Genomic DNA, 24,744 nt, shown 5'->3' with positions numbered 1-24,744 from the left:
AAAGACTATGATAAAGTTGGGGAGATGGTCTGATGAAATGCATCAAACTTTTAAGCCTAATGTTAGCTATGTTGTTTTTTACTGCATGTGCTAACTAAGAAAAAGTAGCAAAACCATTAGATTCTTCTAGCTCTGTTTCTAGTAAGAAGTTTTCAAGCAATTCATCTCCTTTTTACAGTTCAAAAGAAACTTCTTCGGACAATGGTTCGTCTTCGAGTAGTGCTTCAGGATCGCAGGAGATGCCACAAGTTCAAAAAACAGAAGAAGGATCACTTCAGTTGAGACATAGGCTGGAAGTACCTATGCAGGTGCAAAGAGCATGGAATACTTGTGCTCCAACGACTGTCAGCATGATGTTAGCCTGTCGGGGAATCGATATATCGCAAGAACAATTGGCTGAGGAAATGGGCACAGATGCTCATTTTGGGACCCATAATGCCAATGCTATTCAGGTACTTAATCAGCATTTATTTGGTTATCCAGAACCAACTGATGGACAGGCAGGCTATCGCTTGGAAACTGTGAGATCTAGCTCATCTAATTCAATTGATATGCGTCTCTTTAAAGAGCGACTCAAGAAGAATATTGATGTAGGCTATCCTCTATATTATACGTTTGATAATTCAAAGATGTATCCTGGACGTAGTGGGGAGCACAATGTTATCGGAATTGGATATGAATTAAACTCAGATGCTTCTGATATTATTGGAGTTTATTATATTGATCCATCTTATACTGTTCAAGATCCAGTTTATGGAGGGTTAAAGAAAGTGACCCCTCAAGAGCTTTTGGCAGCCATGTTGACTTGTCAGGAGCCGAATTATGCTTGGTAAGAAAAAGACCTGCTTCAAGTCCGAAGCAGGTTTCTTGTTTAATTAAAATTTCTTTTTAGAAATAAAACGATAGGTTTGCACAGTTGCAAAGCTTAAAGTCATAGCCAATGCAAGAGCAAAGAAAGTATTCAGTTTGAAAGACAGAAACAGAAAACTAAAAATTGCTGTTAAAATACAAAAAGCAGCAATATTAAAGAAGAAAAGTAACTCTTTTATTTTAGGTTCAATATCTGATTCTGGAATATATTCTTGGTATAAAGGTAATTGTTCTTCAGGAAGTTCCTGATAGACATAATCCTCTTGATAATTTTTATAATCTCTAAGTGCCATTTTTCTCTCTCCTACTAGTACTATATCATTGTATCATGATTTATTGGGGTAATTATTACATTTTTGTTACAGAAAGAATAAAAATAGTTTTCAATATAAAAATAAAGTATCGAAAATTTAAGAAAAAATAGAAGTAAAAGAAAGAATTTGAAAAGAAAACTGGTTCATTTCTAAAAGTGTGTTATAATTAACTTTATGGAAAAGATAATTATTACAGCAACAGCTGAAAGTATTGAGCAAGTGAAGGAACTGCTGGAAGCAGGAGTTGATCGGATTTATGTTGGAGAGAAAAACTATGGCCTTCGTCTTCCCCATACTTTTTCTTATGACGAATTACGAGAGATTGCTAATTTAGTTCATGAGGCGGGAAAAGAAATCGTCGTAGCAGTCAATGCTCTCATGCACCAGGAAATGATGGACAAGATCAAGCCATTTCTTGATTTTCTAGCAGAAATTCAGACGGATTATATTACTGTTGGAGATGCGGGAGTTTTTTACGTTGTTAACCGCGATCAGTATCCCTTTAAGACAATTTATGATGCTTCGACCATGGTTACCAGCAGTCGTCAGATTAATTTTTGGGGACAAAAAGCTGGCGCATCAGAAGCAGTTTTAGCTAGAGAAGTTCCCTCAGCTGAACTTTTTGCCATGCAGGATATTTTAGAGATTCCTGCAGAAGTCTTAGTCTATGGGGCTAGTGTTATTCATCACTCCAAACGTCCTCTACTTCAAAATTATTATAATTTCACCCATATTGATGATGAGAAGACGCGGGAGCGTGATTTGTTCTTGGCTGAGCCAGGTGACCCAAGCAGTCATTATTCCATTTTTGAAGACAATCACGGAACTCATATATTTGCAAATAACGACTTAGATTTGATGACAAAATTGACAGAGTTAGTGGATCATGGATTTACTCATTGGAAATTAGAAGGAATCTATACTCCAGGTCATAATTTTGTAGAAATCGCTAAGTTGTTCATTCAAGCTCGGGATTTAATTTTGGCTGGTGAATTTAGTCATGATCAGGCCTTTCTTTTAGATGAAGCTGTTCATCGTTTTCATCCTAAAAATCGTTTCTTGGATACCGGTTTTTATGAATACGATCCAGATATGGTCAAATAATTATAGCTATCTAAGAAAGCAAGAAATTTTCTTGCTTTTTTCTGTTGCAAAGATGTGAAATCACAATTTTTTGAATTCAGGAAAGATTAGAATTGTGAAAACATTTACCACATCTTGATTTTCCAAGTTTTTTGCTATAAAATAGAAAGGATTAAAAATTAGGGATTATCGATCTTATCTTGCAAATAGGAGAAATGATGACAAAAACATTGAAACGACCAGAGGTCTTGGCACCTGCTGGTACTTTAGAGAAGTTAAAAGTAGCTGTTCGTTATGGAGCAGATGCAGTATTTATTGGTGGTCAAGCCTACGGACTTCGTAGCCGAGCTGGGAACTTTACTTACGAACAAATGGAAGAAGGAGTTCAGTTTGCAGCAAAATACGGTGCAAAAGTATATGTTGCTGCTAATATGGTGATGCACGAAGGTAATGAAATTGGTGCTGGAGAATTCTTCCGTAAACTACGCGATATTGGTATTGCTGCAGTAATTGTATCAGACCCAGCTCTGATTGCTATTGCAGCATCAGAAGCACCAGGACTAGAAATCCATTTGTCTACTCAAGCTAGTGCTACCAACTACGAAACCCTAGAATTTTGGAAAGAGCTAGGGTTGACACGTGTGGTTTTGGCCCGAGAAGTGTCTATGGAAGAATTGGCAGAGATTCGCAAAAGAACTGATGTTGAGATTGAAGCCTTCGTCCATGGAGCAATGTGTATTTCTTACTCGGGTCGCTGTACACTTTCTAATCATATGAGTATGCGTGATGCCAACCGTGGTGGTTGCTCGCAGTCTTGTCGTTGGAAATATGATCTTTATGATATGCCTTTTGGTCAGGAAAGAAAGAGCCTGAAGGGTGAAATCCCAGAAGAATTTTCTATGTCTGCGGTAGATATGTCCATGATTGATCACATACCTGATATGATTGAAAATGGTGTGGACAGTCTGAAAATCGAAGGTCGAATGAAGTCCATACACTATGTATCCACAGTATCAAACTGTTACAAGGCGGCTGTCGATGCCTATTTGGAAAGTCCTGAGAAATTTGAAGCGATTAAACAGGACTTGATTGATGAAATGTGGAAAGTGGCTCAGCGCGAATTGGCAACAGGATTCTACTACAGTACTCCGACAGAAAACGAACAGTTGTTCGGAGCTCGTCGAAAAATTCCTGAATACAAGTTTGTGGCTGAAGTTGTAGACTATGATGCTGAAAAACAGATTGCGACTATTCGTCAGAGGAATGTTATTCATGAAGGAGATCAGGTTGAATTCTATGGTCCTGGCTTCCGTCATTTTGAGACAGTCATTACAGATTTGCATGATGCACAGGGTAATAAAATTGATCGAGCGCCAAATCCTATGGAACTCTTAACGATTTCTATGCCGACACCTGTCTGCCCAGGTGACATGGTGCGTAGCAGAAAAGAAGGCCTTATCAATCTATATAAGGAAGATGGTACTAGCGTGACTGTCCGAGCTTAGATATAAAATAAATCCCAGTTTGTAAAAACTGGGATTTATTTTTTCTTTGGATTAGCTTTCTGTGCTACTCGAACTGTCTGAGGAACCAGACGTACACGTTGAATATCTGGAATCCGAATAATAGTTGACATGCTCTTATTGAAATTCTTAACAATCAACTGCTGGCGTTCTTGGTCATACTTAACAATATCGCCAGTAAAGCTTTTATTTTGAAAAATAACATGAATTCCGGATTTTTTCTTTAAGGCTAGCTCAATCGCGGATAAAATAGCAGTATTATTCTCACTGATCTGTTCGGTTTTTTTATCGTTTATAAACTCATCAGCTTTCTCAGTCAGCATTCTTAGAAATTTTTTCATAGCTAAAATCTCCATAACTTGATACAATATCATTATATAACATTTTCTCGTAAAATTCTAAATTTTTACGAATGAATTAAATGAAAGATGGATAACTGTTAAACAGCAGAGGCTGTTTTAGCTCATCTACTTTTGAATTCACCAAGGAGGTACTATGTCAGAATTTACATTTGAGATTGAAGAAAAACTTCTAGTCTTATCAGAAAACGATAAAGGCTGGACCAAAGAGCTTAACAGAGTTAGCTTCAATGGAGCGCCAGCTAAATATGATATTCGAACTTGGAGTCCGGATCACAGTAAAATGGGCAAGGGAATTACTCTTTCTAATGAGGAATTTCAGGTTCTTCTTGATGCATTTAAAAACTGATAGAAAAGTCTATCAGTTTTTTTGTTTATCAGCAAAGTAAGGATGAAATCTGAGACTTTTTAATACTGGCAAGCTGATAATAGCTATCAGGAGCATTTTTAAAAGATCTGGTAGAATGAATGGGGTAACGCCTACAGCGATAGCTTTTGAAAAATCAAGATTCCCTAAGATGTTCAAACCTATAATTCCACCGATAAATAGGATGGTATCTCCCAAGATATTTGCTAGTAAAATAGTCAAGAATGAACTGTTTTTATGAGTTAAGATAGAAGTAATGAAGGCAAAGAGAGGAGCAGACAAAAGGTAACCAGCAGTTGGATTTATGAATGATTGGAATCCGCCATGACCGCCTGCAAAAACTGGGAGACCGATAGCACCAAGTAGTAAATAAAGTAACGTAGCTGAAACCGCTTCTCTGGGTTTAAAAATAGTTGCAATCAAACCGATGGCAAAGGTTTGGAGAGTAATAGGAACAGCTCCAATAGCAAAGCTAAATTGTGATAAAACCGCTAAAATAGCAGCCCCAATGGCTGGGAGCACAAGTAAGAAAACTTTATTTCGATTCATAATAGTAAACCTCTTTTATTTTATATGGTAACTATTTTAAAATCTCTAGTGATAAAAGTCAAGTATTTTTTATCGGCTCTGACTATTTCGTATTATTTTTTCCCTTTACTCCTGAAATACAAGAAAATAAATGCTATTAAACCAAAGATGTTAAAGAATACAATACCGAATGTTGCAAGAATTTTATTTGTTTTACTCATCAAATCCTCCTCATATATACGTGTTTCTATAGCATAGCAAATTAATATCTAAAAGAAAAGTAGGAATTGGAAGAATGGCTATAGTTATAAACTATATAATAATCAATAAAATAAGATTAGCTCAAAACTCTTTAAAAACTTGAGATAAGGCGGTCATGTTGATATAATGAACCATAACCAAATTTCCATTTGATTTTTATAACATTTTTTACACTAAAAAAGGAGAGTCGAGATGACTAATAATCATGGACCATTTCGAGTTGATCACGTTGGTTCTTTCCTTCGCCCTAAGGAATTGGTAGAAGCTAGGGAAGCCTTTGCTGAGGGAACTATTAGCCAAGAAGAGTTGACTGCAGTGGAAGACCAAGCTATTCGAGCTTTAGTTTCTAAAGAAATTAAAGCTGGATTGAAGAATGTAACAGACGGAGAATTTCGTCGGGCTTATTGGCATTTGGACTTCTTCTGGGGCTTTCAAGGAATTGAGCATGTCCAAGCTGCTGAAGGCTATCATTTTCATGGGGAGACAACCAAGGCGGATTCGGCCCTCATTGCTGGTAAGATTACCGGTTTTCACCATCCTTTTGTAGAACATTATAAGTTTCTAAGAGATTTAGTGGCTGATCAAGAGGGAGTTGAAGCAAAGTATACCATTCCGGCCCCTGCCCAATTTTATTTTGAATTAATACGAGATGCTGAGCATGTGGAGAAGCTCAATCAAGTTTATCCTGACTTCAATCAATTGAGAGAAGATATAAAAAAAGCATATTTACAAGTTGTTCAAGATTTATATGACGCTGGCCTCAGAACGCTACAGGTGGATGATTGTACTTGGGGTGTCTTGGTAGATGATAATTTCTTGACAGCCTGGGGTGCTCTTCAAGGTAAGACCAAAGACCAAGTTCGTGCTGAATTAGCGGAGCTCTTCTTAAGTTTCAACAATGATCTTTATCAAAATGTCCCTGCTGGTTTGACTGTTAATACCCATGTCTGCCGTGGTAACTACCATTCTACCTGGGCTTCTTCGGGTGGCTACGGTCCAATTGCTGAAGAATTATTTGAAAAAGAAAAGGTGAATGCTTATTTCCTTGAATTTGATACTGAGCGAGCTGGTGGATTTGAACCCTTGGCTAAAGTAACACCAGGAAAAAAAGTAGTCTTGGGACTTTTGACTTCAAAAAGTGGTGATTTAGAGAACAAAGAAGAAGTTATTGCTCGGATTAAGGAAGCTAGTCAGTATGTACCGCTAGAAAATCTTTACCTTTCAACCCAATGTGGCTTCGCTTCTACGGAAGAAGGAAACATCCTGACAGAAGAGAGTCAATGGGAAAAAATTGCTTTGATTTCAGATATTGTAAAAGAAGTCTGGGGAGAATAGAATCGGAGGAACAACTTATGTCAGATTTGCTTAAAATATACCAAGAATTAAAAAATAAGAAATGGGTCAATCTTTCTCATCAGATTAAGGAAGATAGTCCGCACTTTCCAGCTTTACCAGCCTTGGAGAAGAAAGATATTTTTACTCTAAAAGATGGTTTCCATGTGCAGCAGTTTTCGGTAGTTGGCCAGTATGGTACTCATATTGATGCTCCTATTCATTTTGTAGAAGGTGGCCGTTGGTTGGAAGAAATAGACTTAAAAGATCTCCTTCTTCCTTTGTTTGTCATTGATAAGTCAAGAGAAGTAGAGGAGAATCCTGACTTCATTTTGACCAAACAAGATATTTTGGACTTTGAAGCAGAGCATGGGAAGATTCCAGAAGGAAGTTTCGTGGCTTTTCGGTCTGACTGGTCCAAGCGTTGGCCTAGTCAAGACGCTATGAGAAACTTAGATGATCAAGGAATCCAGCATACACCTGGCTGGGGACGAGATGCTTTGGAATTTCTGATTCATGAGCGTGGTGTAGCTGCAGTAGGTCATGAAACTTTTGATACTGATGCAGGTCTTCCTACGGCTGAGCATGGCTTGGTTAATGAATATTATCTCTTGGCTGAGGACATTTACCAAGTTGAGGTATTGTCTAACTTGGACCAATTACCTGCTAAGGGAGCTCTAATTTCTATCAGTTTCCCTAACTGGCATCAAGCTAGTGGTTCGCCAGTACGAGCTTTAGCCATTTTACCATAAGAAAAAAGAGTCTGAAGTTTTACTTCAGGCTCCCTTTTTTACAAAACTTTAGAAATTTTTGAGATTTTCTTGATGAAATGTTGATAAAGAGGCTGTAAAATAAAGATTGTAGGATTAACAAGTTAATACGTGTCAAATCTCTCTTTTAGAAACTAAAAATGATGCATGGGAAGGTAAAAATTTTTGAAGAATCCTTATAGAATCTTACAAAAATGTAAGATTCAAAAGAAAAATGAAAGATTAGATTATGGAATACTTATATACTTTATAATAAAATAAGGACACAAGTCAAAAAAGGCTTGTAAAACAAACCTTTTCTCTTCTTATCTCATAGTAACGAACTCTTCTGATCCCGTTGGGTGAATGGCTACTGTGGCATCAAAATCAGCCTTGGTTGCCCCCATTTTGATAGCGACAGCGAAGCCTTGAATCATCTCGTCTACCCCATATCCGATACCATGCAGACCAACGACCTTTTCATTCTCACCAGCTGTGATGAGCTTGAACTTAGCCTGTTGGCGATGCTGAGTTACTGCCGAATACATGGAAGCAAAGCTAGATGTATAGAGGTGAATATTATCAGCACCATAAGTTTTTTTGGCCTCTTCCTCGGTTAGCCCAACAGTTCCAATAGCGGGGTGGGAGAAGACAACAGTAGGAATAGTTGAATAGTCCATCTTTGCGTCTGTTTTGCCGTTGAAAAGTCGCTCGGATAATGTACGACCAGCCTTAATGGCAACAGGGGTTAGCTCTTTCTCGCCTGTTACGTCACCTAGGGCATAGATACCTGAAACTACAGTGTTTTGGTATTCATCTACAGCGATGAAACCTCGTTCGTTGAGAGTGACACCAGCAGCTTCTAGATTGAGGTCTTGAACATTAGGTTTTCGGCCGATTGCCCAGATGACATGCTGAGCTATGTGGCTACTGCCATCTTCAAAATGAAGTTGCAGTTGATTGTCATCTAGTTTCTCAAGTTTTGTAGGTACTTTGTGAGTGTGTAGGGCAAGACCTGTCTTATCCATTTCTTCAAGTAAACCATCTACGATATATGAATCAAAGTTCCGTAAGGGACGATCACGTCGGACAAAGAGGTCTGTTTTGACTCCCAGAGTATGGAGGACTCCTGCCAATTCAACTGCGATATAGCCAGCTCCAACGATGGCTACAGATTCGGGTAATTCTTCCCAAGCAAAGACATCATCAGATGTTTCACCTAATTCAGAGCCTGGAATAGAAGGGATAGCAGCATGAGCACCCGTTGCGATGACGATGTGTTTAGCACGGATTAGCTCACCGTTAACCTCGACAGTGTTAGCATCAACAAAGCGACCGCGTCCTTCAATCAATTCAACTCCATTGCGCTTAAAACTTCCATCGTAAGAAGATCGAGCACGATCAATATAGGCTTCGCGATTTTTACGCAAAGTGGCAAAGTCAAACGCTTGTTTGTCTGAAGTAAAACCATAGTCAGGACCGTAGTATTGGATGGCCTCAGCAATTTGAGCACCATACCACATGATCTTTTTAGGAACACAGCCCACATTGACACAGGTACCGCCTAACTTCTTTTCCTCAATGACAGCGACCTTAGCACCATGTTCGCCAGCTCTATTCATGGTAGCGATACCTCCGCTACCACCTCCGATAGCAATCATATCAAATTCTTTCATAATGTTTATTCTCCTTCTTTCAATATGAGGTAATTGTACCCTTTTTAAGAAATGAATGCAAAAATCTGCTACGAGAAAAACTGACATTTGAGAAAGATATAATGTCATTTGAAAATTGCTAAGTTCAAAACAATAGTTCCAGGTTATAATGTATGTTATAATGAAAAAAATTAATTAGATTTCATTTTTAAAGGAGATTCCAATGAAAAAATTGAAAAAGTGGCAGTTGACTGCTCTGATTGCTGTTCCTCTTGTCATTGTAGTAGTTGTTCTTGCTATGCTGTTTTTGAATCAGAAAAGTGGCAGCCAAGAAGCTTTAGATTCGAAACCTCTGGTTCAAAAGGCAAAAGAAGGATCAGTAGCATCTTCTGTACTTTTGTCAGGACAAGTATCTGCTAATAATGAGCAGTATATTTATTATGATTCGACAAAGGGAGATCTAGAAGGCGTCCTCGTTAATGTGGGTGATCAAGTTACAGTCGGACAAGCTTTGGTCCAATATCGAAACACTGAGGCGCAATCTAACTATGATTCTGCTGTTCGAGCTCTCAATAAAATTGACCGTCAAATTTATGAACTGCAAAATAATGGGACAGCTCCTACCCCAAGCCCAACAGCAGAAGGAGAAGAATCTGGCGAAAGCACTGCACCAGCGGTTAATACACAACAATCCTTGGATTCTCAATTAAAAGATTTGCAAGACAACCGAGCTGATGCTGCAGATAAAGTCAATAGTTCCAAACTTTTACTTGATGCTACAACTGTATTAAGTACTGTTGAAGGAACAGTAGTTGAAGTTAATCGTGATGTTTCAAAATCAACAACAGGATCTAATCAAACATTGGTCCATATTGTTAATAATGGTAATCTCCAAGTCAAGGGTGAATTGTCAGAGTACAATTTAGCTAATCTGTCAGTGGGCCAAGAAGTCAGCATTACTTCAAAAGTTTATCCAGATAAGACTTGGACTGGTAAAATCAGCTATATCTCTAACTATCCAAAAGATGCTCAGCAAGCAAGCTCAAGTGCGTCAGCTGCTGGAGGATCAGGTGGAGGATCAGGCGCTAAATATCCCTTTACCATTGATTTCACTAGCGAAATAGGTGATTTAAAGCAAGGATTCTCTGTAAATATCGAAGTGAAGAATAACAGCAAGGCCATTCTTATTCCGGTAAGCAGTGTTGTTACTGATGAAGATGGAAAAAATTACATTTGGAAACTAGATGATAAGGGTATAGCTAAAAAAGTTGAAGTCACACTTGGAAATGCTGATGCTGAAAATCAAGAAGTAACATCTGGCTTATCAAAAGATGATAAAGTGATTATAAATCCAACTGCTGATTTAAAAGATGGGCAGGAGGTAAAATCTTATGAAGAAATTAATTGATTTAAGTGGCATCAATAAGAGCTATCGCAACGGAGATCAAGAACTGCAGGTTTTAAAAAACATCAATCTTCAAGTTGAAGAAGGCGAGTTTTTAGCCATTATGGGACCATCTGGATCTGGTAAATCAACCTTGATGAATATTATTGGTATGTTGGATCGTCCTTCTAGTGGAACCTATCATTTAGATGGGAAAGAAGTGGCTCGTTTGGGTGAAAAGAAATCAGCTAAAGTCCGTAATCAGGAAATTGGCTTTGTCTTTCAGCAGTTTTTCCTCTTGTCCAAGTTAAATGCTCTTCAAAATGTTGAATTACCTTTGATTTATGCAGGAGTTTCTCAGTCTAAACGTAAGGCTTTAGCAGAACAATACTTGGAAAAAGTTGAGTTAGGGACTCGGATGCATCACTTACCATCAGAATTATCAGGGGGGCAAAAGCAGCGTGTTGCGATCGCTCGTGCCCTAGTAAATCGTCCCTCTATTATTTTGGCGGATGAGCCAACAGGGGCCCTGGATACAAAAACAGGTGAGCAGATTATGGAATTGCTGACTGAATTAAATAAAGAAGGCAAAACCATCATTATGGTTACCCATGAACCAGAAATTGCAGCCTATGCTAAACGACAAATTGTCATTCGAGATGGCGTAATTTACTCTGATTCAGCACAGAAAGGAGAAGCATAGATGCAAAACTGGAGATTTGCTATTGGCTCTATTATGGGTCACAAAATGCGCTCCTTTCTAACAATGATTGGAATTATCATCGGGGTCGCTTCGGTTGTAGTTATCATGGCTTTAGGAAATGGGATGCAACAGGGAGTTACCAAAAGTTTCACGAAGGATCAACAATATGTCGCTCTGAATTATTCACCAACAAAGAGTAATTATGTTATGGGGATGAATCTTATGGAAGGCCCTGCAGGAAATGAGGGAGGTGGCCAGGAAGTTGATAACGAAGAAAATGAAGCTCCACCAGTTATTCAAGATGCTTGGGCTAAAGAGCTATTGAAAATTGACGGAGTGAAAGGTTACTATACAACCAATGGTGGACCATCTGCAACATTCTCTTATCAAAATAAGAAAGCAGATGGAGTATTTATCACTGGTGTTAGCCAATCTTTCTTTCAAATTAGAAAATATGAGATCTTGGCAGGTCGTACCCTCCTTCCTGTGGATTACCAGCGCTTTTCTAATGTGATGATGATTGATGAAACAGTTGCAACCTCACTTTTTGGAAGTAGCGCAGAAGCCTTAAACAAAATCGTATCAGTAGGAGATAGCAACTATCGGGTTATTGGAGTCTTTAAAGATCCCAATGCTGGTCAAAGTATGAGTATGAGTTCAGGAAGTGCTCTAATGGCTAATACCCAAGTAGCATCTGAGTTTCATTCAGAAGAAATCTCAACTGTTTACGTCTATGTTCCAGAAGTCAGCCGTGTCAACGAAGTTGGGATAGAAGCAGCTAAAAAATTGACCCAGCTTTCAGGAGCACGCCAGGGTGAATATCAAATCTTGAATATGGAGAGTATGCTGGAACAGTACAAGCAGATTACAGGTACCATGACAGGAGTTATTGGCGCGATAGCAGGAATCTCACTCTTTGTCGGTGGTATCGGGGTTATGAATATCATGCTGGTGTCAGTTACCGAGCGGACTCGTGAAATCGGTCTGAGGAAAGCTTTAGGAGCTACAAGAGGAAACATCTTAACCCAATTCTTGATTGAATCCATGGTTCTTACCCTAATTGGAGGAATGTTGGGCTTAGGACTGGCTTATGGTATTAACGCGTTAATTGCTGCGGTCGTACCAGAAGATGTCTTTGGTGGACCTCCGATTGTGTCTACTACAGCTGCAGTAGGAAGTCTTGTCTTCTCAGCAATGGTTGGTGTTGTTTTTGGAATTCTACCTGCGAATAAAGCTTCCAAGTTGGATCCAATTGAAGCACTGAGGTACGAATAATGAAATTAGGAAAAGAGTTTAGGAACCTAAACTCTTTTTTTGTTTATAAAAAACACTGCTGAAGTCTAGCAGTGTCTGAATGTGAAAATTATTTCATTGTCGGGAAGAGAAGGACATCGCGAATGGTAGTCACATCTGTTAATAACATAACCAGACGGTCGATCCCAATACCCAGACCTCCAGTTGGTGGCATACCATATTCTAAAGCTTCGACATAGTCGTAGTCAATGCCAGTTGCTTCATCATCACCAAGTTCTTTAGCTTTAGCTTGGGCTTCAAAACGAGAGAGTTGATCGATTGGATCGTTCAATTCGGTGAAGGCGTTAGCATATTCTTTGGTCATGATGAAGAGTTCGAAACGGTCAGTGAAGCGTGGATCTTCTGGATTTTTCTTGGCCAGAGGAGATACTGCAACAGGATGACCATAAACAAAGGTTGGTTGAGTTAAGGTTTCTTCAACAAATTCTTCAAAGAAAGCATTAATAACATGGCCGACTTCTGTGAAGTGTTTTTCAAGGGGAACTTTCTTTTCCTTAGCCAAGGCAGCAGCCTCTTCAAAGCTCATATCTTGCCAGAAATCCACGCCGGTAATTTCCTTGATGGCATCTACCATATGAACGCGTTTAAATGGTTCATTAATCTTGATTTCAGTTCCCTGATAGTTGATAGGTCCATCTCCGCATACAGAGATAGCCGCGTGTTGAATAATGCCTTCGGTCAAGTCCATAATATCTTGGAAATCTGCATAAGCTTGGTAAACTTCAATAGATGTAAACTCTGGATTATGAGTGGCATCCATTCCTTCGTTACGGAAGATGCGGCCAATTTCATAGACTCGTTCCATACCACCTACAATGAGGCGCTTAAGGTGCAGTTCAGTCGCAATCCGCAGTACCATATCAATATTTTGGGCATTGTGATGAGTAATGAAAGGACGAGCAGCAGCTCCACCTGCTTCATTGTGGAGAACAGGAGTTTCGACTTCAAGGAAGCCTTGCCCATCTAAGTAACGGCGGATTTCAGAAATGATTTTTGAGCGAGTAACAAATCGATTGAAGCTCTCACGATTAGAAATCAAATCCAAATAGCGTTTACGGTAGATAGTCTCCACATCTGTCAGTCCATGGAATTTTTCAGGAAGAGGACGAAGTGCTTTAGAGAGGTGGGTAATATGGGTAGCTTTGATAGATAATTCTCCCATATCAGTACGCATCACTTCACCTTCAATCCCAAGGAAGTCTCCTAAGTCAGCTTTTTTAAAGATTTCATAGTTTTCTTCACCGACCTCATCTTTGCGGACATAAATTTGGATTTGGCCCTCACGGTCTTGAATGTGAGCAAATCCAACTTTTCCTTTGCCACGTTTAGTCATGAGACGTCCAGCAATAGTAGCTGTCTCAGATAAGTCGTGCAACTCTTCTTTACTTTTATCTGCGTATTTTTCTTTTAATTGTCCAGAGTTTGCAGTGCGCTCAAAACGTTTTCCGAAAGGATCAATTCCTTGCTCAGCCAGCGCAGCCATTTTTTCACGGCGAATAATTTGCTGGTCATTTAATTCTTCAAAATGTTCAGTAGTCATGTTTTCCTCCAAAAGTATTCCAATTTATTTTATCACAAAATCTATGGAAATTCACCTATATTTAGCTTTTAAGAAAGAAAAAACTGCGAATTTAAAGATTCACAGTATCAAGATTTTCAAGATGGTCAGTATTGTTCCAGTCTAGTAGAGAAAACTTCTCAAAATCAGTTGTTTCGAGGATAGTGACACTTCCATTACTGAGGCCACCATTTTTTCGTATGCTGCCAACTTCGTAGCCGAGAAGAGTTCGAATTGAAGCCGTAAGATTAGCTCCATGTCCAACAAATAAGAGATTCTCTCCCTCTAAATCTTTTAGAGACTTGATAAAATGGATAACCCGATGGGTCGTTTGGTAAACTGATTCTGCATCAAATAAAGTATGGTCAAACTGAGCAAGATTGTGCCGAAAGGCATGCATTTGGTGGGGATATATGGCAGCAATAGTTTCCCATTTGGCTCCCTCTAATTTACCTAAATTCCATTCTCGTAATTCTTCTTTTAAAATAATTTCTTGCGGAAAATGATTTTCTGAACTAATGATTTGAGCTGTCCTAACGGCTCTGGATAAATCACTAGAGAATATCTTATCAAAGCGGGTCTTAGCAAGGTGCTTCCCTAGAATATGTAATTCTTCAATAGCAGTAGGTAAGAGAGGTGAATCGCCTCCAGCACCCTGAAAGCGACCTTCCAAATTCCACTCAGTCTTTCCATGACGGATAAAGTATAGTTTCATAGTTTTCTCTTTCAAATGAAGTGCCTGCTCTAATCTTCTTTTATGTCAGCAAATTCTGCTTTGACAAAATCCGCCAAGTCCTGGGCCTTGATTAGAACGCTACGTCCAACTTCTCCAGCGGATACGATAATAGCTTCTCGTTCTAGAGAAACCTGGTCGATGAAGATAGGGTAGGAGTGCTTTTGGCGGATACCAACTGGATTGTTGGCACCATGAACATAGCCAGTTGTTTTTTCGAGTTCCTTTTGAGGAATCATAGCAACCTTTTTATTTCCAGAAATTTTGGCTAATTTTTTCTCAGACAAATGCTCAGTAATGGGGAGAATACCAATAACAGGTCCGGTTTTATCCCCTGATAATGCCAAGGTTTTATAGATCTGAGATCGGTCGTCTATGTCTCCAATTTCATTTTCGAGGGCATTAATTTGCAATCCTTGGTGGGGAATATTAGCCTTGGTCAAGATCTGTTCGACCAGTGTTTTTTTTAATTTTGTTTTTTTTGCCATTATTTATACTTCTCTTCTAACTGACTCATCCAAATTCCTAGCCAAATACCTAAGCCAAAGAAGAAGGCTGTTATGACGTAGGTGATAATAGACGTTCCTGTATAAGTAATGCTTTCACTATTACCAGCATTTGGAATGACAATAAGCAAGGTGCTAGAAAGCACAATACCAATAATGAAATGATAGACTCGCGAATGAAAATTTTTGAGTGCATAGTCCATTGTTTTTGAAAATGCTATGAGAGCTAAAGCACCTCCGATAGCAATTGGTAAAAATGTCCCAAAAAGATCTAAGGACTTGAAACCAGTCAGCATTGGAGTGTATAAACCTAAAATCAAAAGTAGATTAGAAGGACTGAGTCCAGGGACCAAAATCCCTAGAGCAATTAAGGCTCCCGCTAGCATAAAGGTCAAGAAATTTGCTGGAAGAGTTCCAACCATACTATTGAGAAAATAAAGGAAAAAACCAGACAAGACAAAAGTCAGCCAGAAAATAGCTATATCAATTCGATCACGGTCTGACTCGCGAACAGACTCCTTGACTAGACTAGGAATCGTCCCGATAATAGCGCCTGCAAATCCCCAAAGAACGATAATCTTATAGTGGGCAAGTAAATATTCAACTGGAAGAGAAAAGAGGGCAATTCCAAGAATCATACCTATACCAACCGGAAGGAAAAAGAGGACATTCTCCTTGAAGTTATCTTTGATATGAGCTAGAAAAGATATCATACGCTCATATATTCCCAAAATGGCGGCTAAAACTCCGCCAGAAACACCAGGCAAGATAAAACCAAGTGCGATAATCAATCCTTTAATCATTCTTGTAATCCAAGAAAACATCAAAATCTCCTTAACATGTTCAATGTAGTTTATTATAACATATTTTACTTTTAGTTAGTGAAAATTTAAGTAAAGTTCTAAAATGGATAGAATTTAATTAAAATGAAAAGAAAAAATCAAGTAAAATACTTGATTTTAATTATTGTTTCCCAAATAATTTGGCATGAGTTTCCTCTCGGTTCTTTAAAGTAGAAATCTGGTTTAAGTCTAAAGGATGAGAGAAACCAGTTAAAGTTCCTTGGGAAGTATATTGGTGCAAATCATAATCAATGTCAGTCTTAGGAGCAGCATTATAATAACCATTATCGGTTCCATAAGTTGGAATCCAAAGAGCTGTGAATTTCTCAGTATTTATGCTGTGTTCTTCCATGAAGTAAGTGCCTACATAAATCCCAATATTTTTCACGCCTAAAGACTCTAATTTAGCACGGAAGGCTTCGACTCCTCCGTTCATATCAGACATGGTTTTTTCTTCAACATCTAGCCAGTAGTAGGTCGGCTTGTATTTTGATGCGGCCTTGTAAAAACTTTCTGCCTCTTTTTCCATTTCTTTAGTCGAAGAAGCAGATACATAAGCATAGACTGCTACAGGGATGTTGCGTTTTTGAAATTCCTTGATATGGGTTTTGTATGCTTTATCCAGCCCGTTAGCATAAGTAGCAGCATTCTCCTTTTTAGTATAGGAACCGCTCTGGATACGCACAATGACTCCTGAAACATTTTTAGCCAATTGATCATAATCAATCTCGCTCGGAAGCTGCCAACCAGACAAATCGATGATTGGTTTAGTAAGATCTATTTTTTCCGAAGAGCTTGAAGAAGATGATTGGGCAGTTTTTGTTTGTTCTCGTTGACCTTTCGCATTGGATAGTTGCCTGCTAACCAATATTGTTAGAATAAAGCAGACAAAGAAAGCGAGTACAACAATTGGTTTTATCTTCTTTCTCATACTTTATTTATTTTAACCTAAAATAAATAAAAAAGCAAAAAAAATCATTTATAATAGAACTTCTGAACACCTACTGTTCAAGTTTTAGCTTATTAGAAATTTATTCATTTTAAAAGTTCTTGAATATCTTTTTCAATATCTTGAGGAGATGTTTGAGGAGAGTAGCGTTTCATCACATGGCCTTCTTTATCTAAAAGAAATTTGGTGAAGTTCCACTTAATATCTTTTGATAGAAATCCCCCCTTTGCTTCTTTAAGCCATGTATATAGTGGGTCAGCTTTTTTTCCATTTACGTTAATCTTTTGAAAACGGGGAAAGCTGGTCTGATAGTTTAGGTTACAGAAATTGTTGATTTCTTCTGCACTTCCTGGAGCTTGATTTTTAAACTGATTGCAGGGAAAATCTAATATTTCAAATCCTTCATCATGATAGCGAAGATATAAGTCCTGCAGTCCTTTATACTGTGGAGTAAATCCGCAGCCAGTTGCTGTATTTACAATGAGTAAGACTTTCCCATTAAAACTGTCCAGTGAAAGCTGACTGCCATCTTGTTTTTCGACAGAAAATTGGTAAACATTCATAGTTTTGGACCTCCAATCAGTTGTTTTCTTTTATTCTAGCATAAGATTTTAGTGAATTGTGAAAAGGATATGGCTTTTTTTTCGTTGTGAAAAATGATATAATGTACAATGAAATTTTAGAAAATCTAGGTGAAGTATGAAGATTGACAAACGACACCTATTAAACTACTCTATCTTAATTCCCTATTTGATTTTATCAGTTTTAGGCTTGATTATTGTCTATTCAACAACCAGTGCGACCTTGGTTCAGTCAGGTGCTAATTCTTTTAAATCAGTTATAAGCCAAGGCATATTTTGGATTCTGAGTTTAATAGCAATTGTTTTTATATATAAGGTAAAGATCGATATTTTTAAGAAACAAGAGGTTTTGTTCGGTTTCATTTTAGTGGAAGTGATCCTGTTACTCTTATCGCGTTTTATAACTCGTGCAGTAAACGGAGCACATGGTTGGCTTTTTATTGGCGGGGTTAGTATTCAGCCTGCCGAATATCTGAAAATTCTGCTGGTCTGGTTCTTAGCACTGAGGTTTTCAAGAAAGCAGGAAGAGATTGAAATATATGATTATCAAGCTTTAACTTTTAACCGTTGGTTACCTAGAACGTTAAGTGATTGGCGTACTATCACAGGAATTTTGATAGGTATCGTTGTTATCATGCCGGACTTGGGGAATGCTACTATTTTAGCTTTGACTGTCCTGATAATGGTTTCTGTAAGTGGTATTGGACATCGATGGTTCTCAGCCATGCTAGGAATACTGGTAGGAACTTCGACCTTGATCCTATCCAGTATTTGGCTGCTTGGTGTAGAAAAAGTCTCCAAGGTTCCTTTGTTTGGATATGTTGCCAAGAGGTTTAGTGCCTTCTTTAATCCCTTTACAGATGTGTCAGGAGCAGGGCATCAACTTGCGAATTCATATTATGCGATTGTAAACGGAGGCTGGTTTGGATTAGGACTTGGAAATTCAATTGAAAAACGAGGCTATTTACCCGAAGCGCAGACAGATTTTGTTTTTTCAATTGTTATCGAGGAATTGGGCTTTATTGGTGCTAGCTTAATTTTAGCCCTACTGTTTTTCCTAATCTTGCGAATCATTCTGGTAGGTATTCGAGCTAGAGACCCTTTTAATTCAATGGTGGCTTTGGGAATTGGAGGCATGATGCTGACCCAAACCTTTATAAACATTGGAGGGATCTCAGGATTGATTCCTTCAACAGGGGTGACTTTTCCATTCCTATCACAAGGTGGGAATAGTCTCTTAGTTCTGTCAGTTGGAATTGCCTTTGTACTCAATATTGATGCCAACGAAAAACGAAACAATATCAATCGTGTTTTAGAAGAAACTTTGTGAGACCGGCTGGTTGTTAGCTAGTCTTTGTCCTTAAATAGAAAGGTTCAGACCATGTCATTTAATAAGTTAGAAAGCTTTAGTAATAAAGATGTTATTCGAGAAGAAGTTTCCATTTTGACGGACTTACTTACTGATGTTACGCGTAAAATTCTTAGTCCTGAGACATTCGAAAAGATTGAAATGATGCAGGATTTAGCTGTTCACTCCAAATACCAGGAACTAAAGGAAATCGTAGAAGAACTAACAACAGAAGAAATGGTCTATATTTCTCGTTATTTTTCTATTCTGCCACTCTTGATTAATATTTCTGAAGACGTTGATCTAGCCTATGAAATCAATCATCAGAACAATATCGACCAAGATTATCTTGGAAAGCTGTCAACAACTATTGACTTGATTTCAACGCGGGAGAATGCAAAAGAAATTCTAGAGAATTTAAATGTTGTTCCGGTACTGACAGCTCACCCAACTCAGGTGCAAAGAAAGACAATGCTGGATCTGACAAATCATATTCACACCCTTTTGCGTCAGCATCGAGATGTTAAGGCTGGTCTGGTTAATGAGAAGAAGTGGCTAGGCAACCTTCGTCGTTACATCGAGCTTATGATGCAGACAGATATGATTCGGGATAAGAAACTAAAAGTAACCAATGAGATTACCAATGTCATGGAATACTACAATAGCTCTTTTCTACAAGCCATTACCAACTTTATGGTCGAATACAAACGCTTGGCAGAAGAGCGGGGTATCAAGTTGGATAATCCTAAGCCTATTACCATGGGAATGTGGATTGGTGGTGACCGGGATGGGAATCCTTTTGTAACGGCAGAAACTTTGAAACTATCAGCCACTCTCCAGAGTGAAGTCATTCTCAACTATTACATTGACAAGGTTTATACACTTTATCGTACTTTTTCTCTGTCAACGAATCTCTCAGAAACTAGTCAGGCAGTAGCAGAAATGGCTGCTTTGTCAACTGATAAATCTGTTTATCGTGAAAATGAGCCTTACCGCCGTGCCTTCCACTATATTCAGTCCAAGCTGATTCAGACCTTGCTGTACCTGAAAGAAGGAAACTTTTCTAATGAAGGTCAGCGCTTGACTAATCGAGCTGAGAAAACATTATCTGCCAAGACAACTCCTTCTGTGAGTAATAAGGGACGGGAAATTATTCCAAACTATATTCAGTCTCGTATCAGTGAAACCTTAACTGAGTTGAAGAAGGAGGAAACACCTTCTTACAAAACTGCAAAAGAATTCAAAGAAGACTTACAGGTCATTTATGATTCTCTTATCGAACATCATGGTGAGGCTTTAGTGACAGGAGACCTGACAGAACTTTTACAAGCAGTAGATGTTTTTGGTTTCTTCTTAGCCAGCATTGATATGCGTCAGGATTCTAGTGTTCATGAAGCTTGTGTGGCTGAGCTCTTGGCATCAGCAAACATTGTAAAAGATTACAGCAGCTTATCTGAAGAAGAAAAATGTCAGGTACTACTTAAGCAATTGCTTGAGGATCCTCGCATTCTATCAGCTACTCATGAGCCTAAGTCCGAACTTTTGCAAAAAGAATTAGAAATTTTCAAGACTGCTCGACAGCTGAAAGATGCACTTGGGGAAGAAGTCATCAAGCAGAACATCATTTCTCACTCGACCAGTGTATCAGACCTACTGGAGTTGGCTATTATGCTGAAAGAAGTAGGACTGATTGATGAAAATGGGACTCGAGTACAGATTGTTCCTCTTTTTGAGACAATTGAAGATTTGGACAATTCATGCGAAACAATGGAGAAGTATCTATCTTTGCCTATTGCTCAGAAGTGGATTGCCTCTAAGAATAATTACCAAGAAATCATGTTGGGTTACTCAGACAGTAATAAAGATGGTGGTTACCTATCTTCTTGCTGGACTCTCTATAAGGCTCAGCAACAGCTGACTGCTATCGGTGATAAATTTGGTGTTAAAATTACCTTCTTCCATGGTCGGGGAGGTACGGTGGGACGCGGTGGCGGACCAACCTATGAAGCAATCACCTCTCAACCCCTACGAAGTATCAACGACCGTATCCGCCTTACTGAACAAGGGGAAGTTATTGGAAACAAATATGGTAATAAAGATGCAGCCTACTATAACTTGGAAATGCTCGTTTCTGCAGCAATCAATCGAATGGTAACACATAAGAAAAGTGATGCCCATACATCCAATAAATATGAGCGGATCATGGATCAGGTTGTCGAGCGAAGCTATCAGATTTATCGTGATTTAGTCTTTGGCGACGAACGCTTTTATGATTATTTCTTTGAATCTAGTCCAATCAAAGCGATTTCTAGCTTTAATATTGGCTCTCGTCCTGCAGCTCGTAAAACGATTACTGAAATCGGTGGTCTTCGAGCGATCCCATGGGTCTTCTCATGGTCTCAAAGTCGAGTGATGTTCCCTGGTTGGTACGGTGTTGGCTCAAGTTTCAAGGAATTTATTGATCAAGATCCAGAAAATAACCTTGCCTTTCTACAACTTATGTACAAGAGATGGCCATTCTTCAAATCTCTATTATCAAATGTAGACATGGTCCTTTCTAAGTCCAATATGAACATTGCTTTTGAATATGCTCAGTTATGCGAAGATCAGAATGTTCGGGATATTTTCAATATTATCTTGGATGAGTGGCAACTAACTAAGAATGTTATTCTTGAGATTGAAGGACACGATGAGCTCTTGGCTGAAAATACTTATCTAAGAGACAGCTTGGACTATCGTATGCCTTACTTTAATGTTTTGAACTATATTCAACTAGAGCTGATTAAACGTCAACGCAATGGTCAGCTTACGCCTGATCAAGAGAAGCTGATTCACATCACAATTAATGGTATTGCGACTGGTTTGCGAAACTCAGGTTAATACGAAGAAAAATCGGAAATATTTCCGATTTTTTTGTGCTTGACTAGATCATTTTTGGAGTTTTCTTAGATCTTTCAAGGAAGTAAGAAGAGAAGCATATGATGAGTTTTAGAATATACGCTAGCAGTTAACTTGTCTGATATAAGTTGAGCTTTCTATTAGAAAAGGTTAATTCACAAAAAATGTGTAAAAGGCTTGCATTTTCACTAGAATTTGATAAAATAGTAAGGAAAGTTAGACTGTATTGCCTACTGTCTATCTATAAAATATATTTTATTGGAGGCTTTTACTCAAATGGCAAAAGAAAAATACGATCGTAGTAAACCACACGTTAACATTGGTACTATCGGACACGTTGACCACGGTAAAACTACTTTGACAGCAGCTATCACAACTGTATTGGCACGTCGCTTGCCTTCATCAGTTAACCAACCTAAAGACTATGCGTCTATCGATGCTGCTCCAGAAGAACGCGAACGCGGTATCACAATCAACACTGCACACGTTGAGTACGAAACTGAAAAACGTCACTACGCTCACATCGACGCTCCAGGACACGCGGACTACGTTAAAAACATGATCACTGGTGCCGCTCAAATGGACGGAGCTATCCTTGTAGTAGCTTCAACTGATGGTCCTATGCCACAAACTCGTGAGCACATCCTTCTTTCTCGCCAAGTTGGTGTTAAACACTTGATCGTGTTCATGAACAAAGTTGACTTGGTTGACGATGAAGAATTGCTTGAGTTGGTTGAAATGGAAATCCGTGACCTCTTGTCAGAATACGACTTCCCAGGTGACGATCTTCCAGTTATCCAAGGTTCAGCTCTTAAAGCTCTTGAAGGTGACTCTAAATATGAAGATATCATCATGGAATTGATGAACACTGTTGATGAATACATTCCAGAACCAGAACGCGACACTGACAAACCATTGCTTCTTCCAGTCGAAGACGTATTCTCAATCACTGGACGTGGTACAGTTGCTTCAGGACGTATCGACCGTGGTATCGTTAAAGTCAACGACGAAATCGAAATCGTTGGTATCAAAGAAGAAATCCAAAAAGCAGTTGTTACTGGTGTTGAAATGTTCCGTAAACAGCTTGACGAAGGTCTTGCAGGGGACAACGTAGGTGTGCTTCTCCGTGGTATCCAACGTGATGAAATCGAACGTGGACAAGTTATTGCTAAACCAGGTTCAATCAACCCACACACTAAATTCAAAGGTGAAGTTTATATCCTTACTAAAGAAGAAGGTGGACGTCACACTCCATTCTTCAACAACTACCGTCCACAGTTCTACTTCCGTACAACTGACGTTACAGGTTCAATCGAACTTCCAGCAGGTACTGAAATGGTAATGCCTGGTGATAACGTAACTATCGAAGTTGAATTGATCCACCCAATCGCCGTTGAACAAGGTACTACTTTCTCTATCCGTGAAGGTGGACGTACTGTTGGTTCAGGTATGGTTACAGAAATCGAAGCTTAATTCAATTAAGTTACCAGATTAACAATTTAAGTCAGACACTAAACCCGCTTATGCGGGTTTTTTTATATTTTTTTGAAAGAAGGATTTGTTTACTAATATTCCTAACACCAATGTATTTAGCTTCATAATGGACATATAGCAAGGTCTTTTATAAAATAGAGAGCAGTATTTTAGCCGTTTCAATTTGATAAAAACTTAGCAAGCGCCTTTATTTATTGAGTCAACTGTGATACAATGGAACATGAAAATAAAATGAAAAAAGAGGTATGTGAAATGTCACGTAAACCATTTATCGCTGGTAACTGGAAAATGAACAAAAATCCAGAAGAAGCAAAAGCATTCGTTGAAGCCGTTGCATCAAAACTTCCTTCATCAGACCTTGTTGAAGCAGGTATCGCAGCTCCTGCAGTTGATTTGACAGCTGTTCTTGCTGCTGCTAAAGGTTCAAACCTTAAAGTTGCTGCTCAAAACTGCTACTTTGAAAATTCAGGTGCTTTCACTGGTGAAACTAGCCCACAAGTTTTGAAAGAAATCGGTACAGACTACGTTGTTATCGGTCACTCAGAACGTCGTGACTACTTCCATGAAACTGACGAAGATATTAACAAAAAAGCAAAAGCAATCTTTGCAAACGGTATGCTTCCAATCATTTGTTGCGGTGAGTCACTTGAAACTTACGAAGCTGGTAAAGCTGCTGAATTTGTAGGTGCTCAAGTATCTGCTGCATTGGCTGGATTGACAGCTGAACAAGTTGCTTCAACCGTTATCGCTTATGAGCCAATCTGGGCTATCGGTACTGGTAAATCAGCTTCACAAGACGATGCACAAAAAATGTGTAAAGTTGTTCGTGACGTTGTAGCTGCAGACTTCGGTCAAGAAGTTGCGGACAAAGTTCGTGTTCAATACGGTGGTTCAGTTAAACCTGAGAACGTAGCTTCATACATGGCTTGCCCTGACGTTGACGGTGCCCTTGTTGGTGGAGCTTCACTTGAAGCTGAAAGCTTCTTGGCATTGCTTGACTTTGTTAAATAATGATTAGATATAAGCTTGTTGCTGTAAGGCAACAAGCTTTTTTCTGTTAGAACTTGCTTCAAGAACAAGGCGAGAGGGGATAAGTAAAGGTCATTTCCCATTATTTAGTATTTTTGGTATAATAGGTCTATGATTCAAATAGTTTTTACGCTTAGCAGTCATTTACTATTTATTTTTTTGTCTCATCAGTTATTATCTAGTCTTGTTAACTGGGAGAGGCTCTTGAAAGTAAATGCTGATAATGCTTTAAAAATTCGCTTACTCATTCTATTCTTGAGTATTGCGCTTGGTTATCTGGTTAGTCTTTTTTTCCTAAGTATTTATCAAGTGAGTTTTGATATTTTGAATGGAAACGTAAAATAAGAGAGAAGCTAGAAACAAT

The 24,744-nt window shown here is 38.6% G+C and carries 23 protein-coding genes and 1 pseudogene; 14 read left to right on the top strand and 10 right to left on the bottom strand.

Translation table 11 applies throughout. The features are described from left to right. Window positions 1-32 precede the first annotated feature (32 nt). Window positions 33-833: pseudogene (locus PCY09_RS03730) on the top strand (C39 family peptidase). A gap of 42 nt (window positions 834-875) precedes the next feature. Here the strand turns inward: PCY09_RS03730 and PCY09_RS03725 are convergent. After that, window positions 876-1,163 (bottom strand): DUF3270 family protein, encoded by a 288-nt coding sequence (locus tag PCY09_RS03725; protein ID WP_045634661.1) that lies wholly within the window; start codon window positions 1,161-1,163, stop codon window positions 876-878. Between the two features lie 195 nt (window positions 1,164-1,358). Between PCY09_RS03725 and PCY09_RS03720 the strand changes: the two genes are divergently transcribed. Continuing rightward, window positions 1,359-2,288 (top strand): peptidase U32 family protein, encoded by a 930-nt coding sequence (locus PCY09_RS03720; RefSeq protein WP_061411001.1) that lies wholly within the window; start codon window positions 1,359-1,361, stop codon window positions 2,286-2,288. Between the two features lie 197 nt (window positions 2,289-2,485). Beyond that, window positions 2,486-3,772, top strand: coding sequence for a U32 family peptidase (locus PCY09_RS03715; RefSeq protein ID WP_020992677.1), 1,287 nt, complete (start codon window positions 2,486-2,488; stop codon window positions 3,770-3,772). A gap of 35 nt (window positions 3,773-3,807) precedes the next feature. On the opposite strand, the gene PCY09_RS03710 is transcribed toward PCY09_RS03715, so the two are convergent. Beyond that, window positions 3,808-4,146, bottom strand: a complete 339-nt coding sequence (locus tag PCY09_RS03710) for a hypothetical protein (RefSeq protein ID WP_185759713.1) — start codon at window positions 4,144-4,146, stop codon at window positions 3,808-3,810. Window positions 4,147-4,285: 139 nt separating this feature from the next. Here PCY09_RS03710 and PCY09_RS03705 point away from each other — a divergent pair, with 139 nt between their 5' ends. Beyond that, window positions 4,286-4,498, top strand: coding sequence for a YdbC family protein (locus tag PCY09_RS03705; protein ID WP_008809037.1), 213 nt, complete (start codon window positions 4,286-4,288; stop codon window positions 4,496-4,498). A gap of 12 nt (window positions 4,499-4,510) precedes the next feature. On the opposite strand, the gene PCY09_RS03700 is transcribed toward PCY09_RS03705, so the two are convergent. Further along, window positions 4,511-5,065 (bottom strand): biotin transporter BioY, encoded by a 555-nt coding sequence (locus PCY09_RS03700; protein WP_061601734.1) that lies wholly within the window; start codon window positions 5,063-5,065, stop codon window positions 4,511-4,513. Window positions 5,066-5,497: 432 nt separating this feature from the next. Here PCY09_RS03700 and PCY09_RS03695 point away from each other — a divergent pair, with 432 nt between their 5' ends. Continuing rightward, the gene (locus tag PCY09_RS03695; RefSeq protein ID WP_061601735.1) at window positions 5,498-6,640 is read left to right on the top strand and encodes a 5-methyltetrahydropteroyltriglutamate--homocysteine S-methyltransferase; all 1,143 of its coding nucleotides are present in this window, start codon (window positions 5,498-5,500) and stop codon (window positions 6,638-6,640) included. Between the two features lie 17 nt (window positions 6,641-6,657). Further along, entirely contained in the window at window positions 6,658-7,389 is a 732-nt protein-coding gene (locus PCY09_RS03690; protein WP_061601736.1) for a cyclase family protein, read from the top strand. Between the two features lie 323 nt (window positions 7,390-7,712). Here the strand turns inward: PCY09_RS03690 and gorA are convergent, their stop codons facing one another. Continuing rightward, complete coding sequence (gorA, locus tag PCY09_RS03685) at window positions 7,713-9,062, bottom strand: glutathione-disulfide reductase (RefSeq protein ID WP_061601737.1); 1,350 nt, start codon at window positions 9,060-9,062, stop codon at window positions 7,713-7,715. A gap of 202 nt (window positions 9,063-9,264) precedes the next feature. Between gorA and PCY09_RS03680 the strand changes: the two genes are divergently transcribed. The 3 genes from PCY09_RS03680 to PCY09_RS03670 are packed head-to-tail and all read left to right on the top strand — an operon-like array spanning window position 9,265 to window position 12,403. Next, complete coding sequence (locus PCY09_RS03680) at window positions 9,265-10,449, top strand: efflux RND transporter periplasmic adaptor subunit (protein WP_045773805.1); 1,185 nt, start codon at window positions 9,265-9,267, stop codon at window positions 10,447-10,449. Further along, a complete protein-coding gene (locus PCY09_RS03675; RefSeq protein ID WP_046165845.1) occupies window positions 10,433-11,128 on the top strand; it encodes an ABC transporter ATP-binding protein in 696 nt (231 codons plus the stop codon). The genes PCY09_RS03680 and PCY09_RS03675 overlap by 17 nt, the downstream gene beginning before the upstream one ends. After that, the gene (locus tag PCY09_RS03670; RefSeq protein WP_061601738.1) at window positions 11,129-12,403 is read left to right on the top strand and encodes an ABC transporter permease; all 1,275 of its coding nucleotides are present in this window, start codon (window positions 11,129-11,131) and stop codon (window positions 12,401-12,403) included. A gap of 88 nt (window positions 12,404-12,491) precedes the next feature. Here the strand turns inward: PCY09_RS03670 and lysS are convergent, their stop codons facing one another. From lysS to PCY09_RS03640, 6 genes are all read right to left on the bottom strand, one after another. Continuing rightward, window positions 12,492-13,982, bottom strand: a complete 1,491-nt coding sequence (lysS, locus tag PCY09_RS03665; protein ID WP_125396954.1) for a lysine--tRNA ligase — start codon at window positions 13,980-13,982, stop codon at window positions 12,492-12,494. A 91-nt stretch (window positions 13,983-14,073) separates the two neighbouring features. Beyond that, complete coding sequence (locus PCY09_RS03660; RefSeq protein WP_045502062.1) at window positions 14,074-14,715, bottom strand: histidine phosphatase family protein; 642 nt, start codon at window positions 14,713-14,715, stop codon at window positions 14,074-14,076. A 29-nt stretch (window positions 14,716-14,744) separates the two neighbouring features. After that, the gene (locus PCY09_RS03655; protein ID WP_045773800.1) at window positions 14,745-15,221 is read right to left on the bottom strand and encodes an aminoacyl-tRNA deacylase; all 477 of its coding nucleotides are present in this window, start codon (window positions 15,219-15,221) and stop codon (window positions 14,745-14,747) included. Further along, window positions 15,221-16,063: a DUF368 domain-containing protein gene (locus PCY09_RS03650; protein ID WP_061601740.1), complete on the bottom strand. Its 843-nt coding sequence runs from the start codon at window positions 16,061-16,063 to the stop codon at window positions 15,221-15,223. Before PCY09_RS03650 ends, PCY09_RS03655 begins: the two co-directional genes overlap by 1 nt. A gap of 139 nt (window positions 16,064-16,202) precedes the next feature. Continuing rightward, a complete protein-coding gene (locus PCY09_RS03645) occupies window positions 16,203-17,012 on the bottom strand; it encodes a glycoside hydrolase family 25 protein (protein WP_046165841.1) in 810 nt (269 codons plus the stop codon). Window positions 17,013-17,116: 104 nt separating this feature from the next. Then, window positions 17,117-17,593 (bottom strand): glutathione peroxidase, encoded by a 477-nt coding sequence (locus PCY09_RS03640; protein WP_045634649.1) that lies wholly within the window; start codon window positions 17,591-17,593, stop codon window positions 17,117-17,119. A 136-nt stretch (window positions 17,594-17,729) separates the two neighbouring features. On the opposite strand from PCY09_RS03640, the gene PCY09_RS03635 reads away from it, so the two are divergent. The 5 genes from PCY09_RS03635 (at window position 17,730) to PCY09_RS03615 (ending at window position 24,725) form a co-directional block, all read left to right on the top strand. After that, complete coding sequence (locus tag PCY09_RS03635; RefSeq protein ID WP_008809024.1) at window positions 17,730-18,941, top strand: FtsW/RodA/SpoVE family cell cycle protein; 1,212 nt, start codon at window positions 17,730-17,732, stop codon at window positions 18,939-18,941. Between the two features lie 51 nt (window positions 18,942-18,992). After that, window positions 18,993-21,839, top strand: coding sequence for a phosphoenolpyruvate carboxylase (gene ppc / locus PCY09_RS03630; protein WP_125396955.1), 2,847 nt, complete (start codon window positions 18,993-18,995; stop codon window positions 21,837-21,839). 294 nt (window positions 21,840-22,133) lie between these two features. Continuing rightward, a complete protein-coding gene (tuf, locus tag PCY09_RS03625) occupies window positions 22,134-23,330 on the top strand; it encodes an elongation factor Tu (protein ID WP_045634647.1) in 1,197 nt (398 codons plus the stop codon). A gap of 273 nt (window positions 23,331-23,603) precedes the next feature. After that, entirely contained in the window at window positions 23,604-24,362 is a 759-nt protein-coding gene (tpiA, locus tag PCY09_RS03620; RefSeq protein ID WP_012000225.1) for a triose-phosphate isomerase, read from the top strand. A 129-nt stretch (window positions 24,363-24,491) separates the two neighbouring features. Further along, entirely contained in the window at window positions 24,492-24,725 is a 234-nt protein-coding gene (locus PCY09_RS03615) for a DUF1146 family protein (protein ID WP_037622338.1), read from the top strand. The last annotated feature ends 19 nt before the right edge of the window (window positions 24,726-24,744 follow it).

This window comes from Streptococcus sp. SG2, from assembly GCF_030439925.1.
Lineage (GTDB): Bacteria > Bacillota > Bacilli > Lactobacillales > Streptococcaceae > Streptococcus > Streptococcus gordonii.
This window is presented reverse-complemented; position numbering and strand designations above follow the sequence as displayed.